Here is a 3019-nt window from a genome sequence, read left to right as displayed (position 1 = left end):
CAGGACGTCACGCCGCTGCAGCAGCGCGTCCTGGAGGGGTGGCTGGGCCAGCGCGACGACCTCACCGTCGTCGGCGACGCCAACCAGACCATTTACTCGTTTACCGGCGCGACCCCGGAATACTTGTTGAACTTTTCGCGGACGTACGAGCACGCGACCGTCGTGAAGCTGCAGCGCGACTACCGCTCGACCCCGGAGATCACGGACTTGGCCAACACCGTGATTGGCAAGGCGAAGGGGCGCGAGGCGGGCACCCGACTCGAGCTGCAGGGCATGCGCGAGCACGGCCCGCAGCCCACGTTCACCGCGTACGATGACGAGCCGACCGAGGCGCGCGAGGTAGCCATCCAGATCAGGGAGCTTCTCGACGCCGGCGTGCCCGCCCGAGAAATCGCCGTCCTCTACCGCATCAACGCACAGTCGGCGGCGTTCGAAGCGGCGCTCGCGGACGCGGGCATCATGTACCAGGTCCGCGGCGGGGAGGGCTTCTTCCAGCGCGGCGAGATCCGCGAGGCGATCCGCGCACTCGTTGCTGCATCGCGCCGCGGCGACCTGCCGGACGATCCGGTGGCGGTGGCCCGCGCCGCCCTCGGCCCGCTGGGGCTGACGCCGACCGAGCCGGAGGGCGCGAAGGCGCGCGAGCGCTGGCAGACCCTCGGCGCGCTGGTGGACCTCATTGAGGAGATCGTGCGCAGCCGCGAGGCGGAGACCCTGCCGGAAGTGCTGATGTCGCTGCGCCGCCGCGCGGACGCGAAGCAGCCGCCGTCGGTGGACGGCGTCACGCTGGCCAGCCTGCACGCCGCGAAGGGCCTGGAGTGGGACGCGGTGTTCCTGGTCGGGCTGGTGGAGAATACGCTGCCGATCTCGCACGCGATCAAAGCGGGCGATGACCAGGTTGAAGAGGAGCGCCGCCTGTTCTACGTCGGCGTGACGCGCGCCCGCGAGCACCTGCGCCTGTCCTGGTCCTTCGCCAGGCAGGAGGGAGGGCGCAAGTCGCGCAGCCGCTCTCGCTTCCTCGACGGCATCGCCCCCGAGCTGGAGGTGGAGAAGGCCCCCGAGCGGCTGAAGCGCAACCGTCGCTGCCGCGTGTGCAACAACCTGCTGTTCACCCCCGCGGAGAAGACGCTGGGACGCCACGAGGACTGCGAGCCCAGCTACGACGAAGCCGTCTTCGGCGCCCTCAAGCGCTGGCGTAGGGACCAGGCGCGCGAGGCCGGCAAGCCCGCCTACATCGTGTTCACGGACGCCACGCTGCTTTCTATCGCGGAGGCCATGCCCGCCGACGAGCACGAGCTCCTCGGCATCTCCGGCGTCGGCCCCGCCAAGATTGAGCAGTACGGCCAGGGCGTGCTGGACACGCTCGCGGAGTTCCGGTGACGCGCGTGAGCGAGCAGCCCTACCGCGTCATCCGCTCGGCCCGCCGCACCCGGTCTGTGCAGGCACGCCTGGTCGGCGGCGTCGTGGAGATCCGCATCCCCGCGCGGTTCTCGCAGGCGCAAGAGGATCAGGTGGTGGAGGAGATGCTCGCGCGCGTGGCGAAGAAGACGCAGGCGAGCGCGCTCAACGACGCCACCCTCACCGCCCGCGCCACGCAGCTGAACGAGAGCGTGCTTGACGGCCGCGCCCGCGTCGGCTCCATCCGCTGGGTGGACAACCAGCAGACGCGCTGGGGGTCGTGCACCACGACCACCGGCGACATCCGGATCAGCTCCCGGCTCAAGGGGGTCCCGGACTACGTGCTCGACGCCGTGATCGTCCACGAGCTGGTGCACACGTTTATCCCCGGGCACTCCGCCGAGTTCTGGGAGTGGGCGGACCGGGCGCCGCGGGCAGAAAGGGCGAAGGGCTACTTGGAGGCCTACCAGCGCTTCGGGTGAGCGCTACTCGCCGCAGCCGTGGACTTCCTTGCCCGCGGCGAAGTTGTCCATGGCGGTGACGGCGTCTTGCAGCGAGCCCACGCTCGCCACGGTCATGTCGCCCGGATCAACGGTGCGGACCGCGTCACAGTTGCCCTCCGGGGCGAGGAACAGCTCGACGTGCTGGTCGCGCGCTGCGGCGAGCTTGTGCTGGATCCCGCCGATCGGGCCGACCTCGCCGTCCTCCGCGATGGTGCCGGTGCCGGCGACGAACTTGCCGTGGTTGAGCTCGCCGGGGCTCAGTTTGTCTATCACGGCCAGCGAGAAGATCATACCGGCGCTTGGGCCGCCGACGTCGTTGAGGTTGTAGTTGACCGTCACGTCGCCGCCGGGCTCCGAGGTCATGAGGATGCCCACCATCGGGGTGCCCTTGTCCTCGGGGCTCTCGCCGAGGCGGACGCGGACGTCCATCGGGGCGCGGTCACGCTCGATGCTCACGGTGATCTCGTCGCCGGGGGAGTGGGCGTGAACCTTTTCCTGCACCTCGCTGGGCTCGGTGACGGGGGTACCGTCGATGCGGGTGATCACGTCCTCTGCTTCCAGCACACCGGACGCGGGGGAGTCATCCACCAGGTCGTGGACCAGCACGCGGGTCGGTTTGCCCAGGTAGCGCATGGCGGCCACGGTCGCGTTGCCCTCCGAAGCGGCGAACTCGGCCTGGTTGTATTGGCGCATCTGCTCCTCGTCCACGTCCGGCGGGATGATCTGCTCCACCGGCACGATCGTGTCGTCGGTGCCGATCCACCGGCCGACCGCCTGCGCGAGCGACATGTTGGTGCGCACGGACACTGTGGTCATGTTGAGGTTGCCCGAGACAGGGTCCGTCTCAGTGCCCTCGACGTCAATCACCGGCTCGCCCTCGACCTCGCCGAGGGTGTTGAACATCGGGCCGGGGCCCTCCGCCGCGTACGGCACGGCCAGGGAAATGTTGGTGCCGGGGACGTGGTTGATGGACATCATGACGGCGAGTGCTGCCACGGGGATCGCTCCCCACACCACGGTTGACCACCGCCTGCTGTGAGTGGTTTCCTGCGCGGATGCGTCCGCCTGGGGCTGCGCCCCGTCTTCCTGTTCTTCCACGCAGCGCATCTTAGCGCAGCCGT

At 69.5% G+C, this 3019-nt stretch carries 3 protein-coding genes; 2 read left to right on the top strand and 1 reads right to left on the bottom strand.

The genetic code is table 11. The features are described 5' to 3' along the window. Positions 1-1377 (top strand): ATP-dependent DNA helicase UvrD2 (locus EAW56_RS11380; protein ID WP_147453307.1); only part of this gene is annotated, 1377 nt, incomplete at its 5' end. 5 nt (positions 1378-1382) lie between these two features. Next, positions 1383-1877, top strand: a complete 495-nt coding sequence (locus EAW56_RS11375) for a M48 family metallopeptidase (protein WP_122086654.1) — start codon at positions 1383-1385, stop codon at positions 1875-1877. Between the two features lie 3 nt (positions 1878-1880). Here EAW56_RS11375 and EAW56_RS11370 read toward each other — a convergent pair whose 3' ends face one another. Next, the gene (locus tag EAW56_RS11370; protein WP_338080417.1) at positions 1881-2996 is read right to left on the bottom strand and encodes a YlbL family protein; all 1116 of its coding nucleotides are present in this window, start codon (positions 2994-2996) and stop codon (positions 1881-1883) included. Between the last annotated feature and the right edge of the window lie 23 nt (positions 2997-3019).

Source organism: Corynebacterium gottingense (assembly GCF_003693265.1).
GTDB classification, from domain to species: Bacteria; Actinomycetota; Actinomycetes; order Mycobacteriales; family Mycobacteriaceae; genus Corynebacterium; species Corynebacterium gottingense.
Note: the sequence above shows the minus strand (reverse complement) of the source record. Positions and strands in the feature narration are given on the sequence as shown.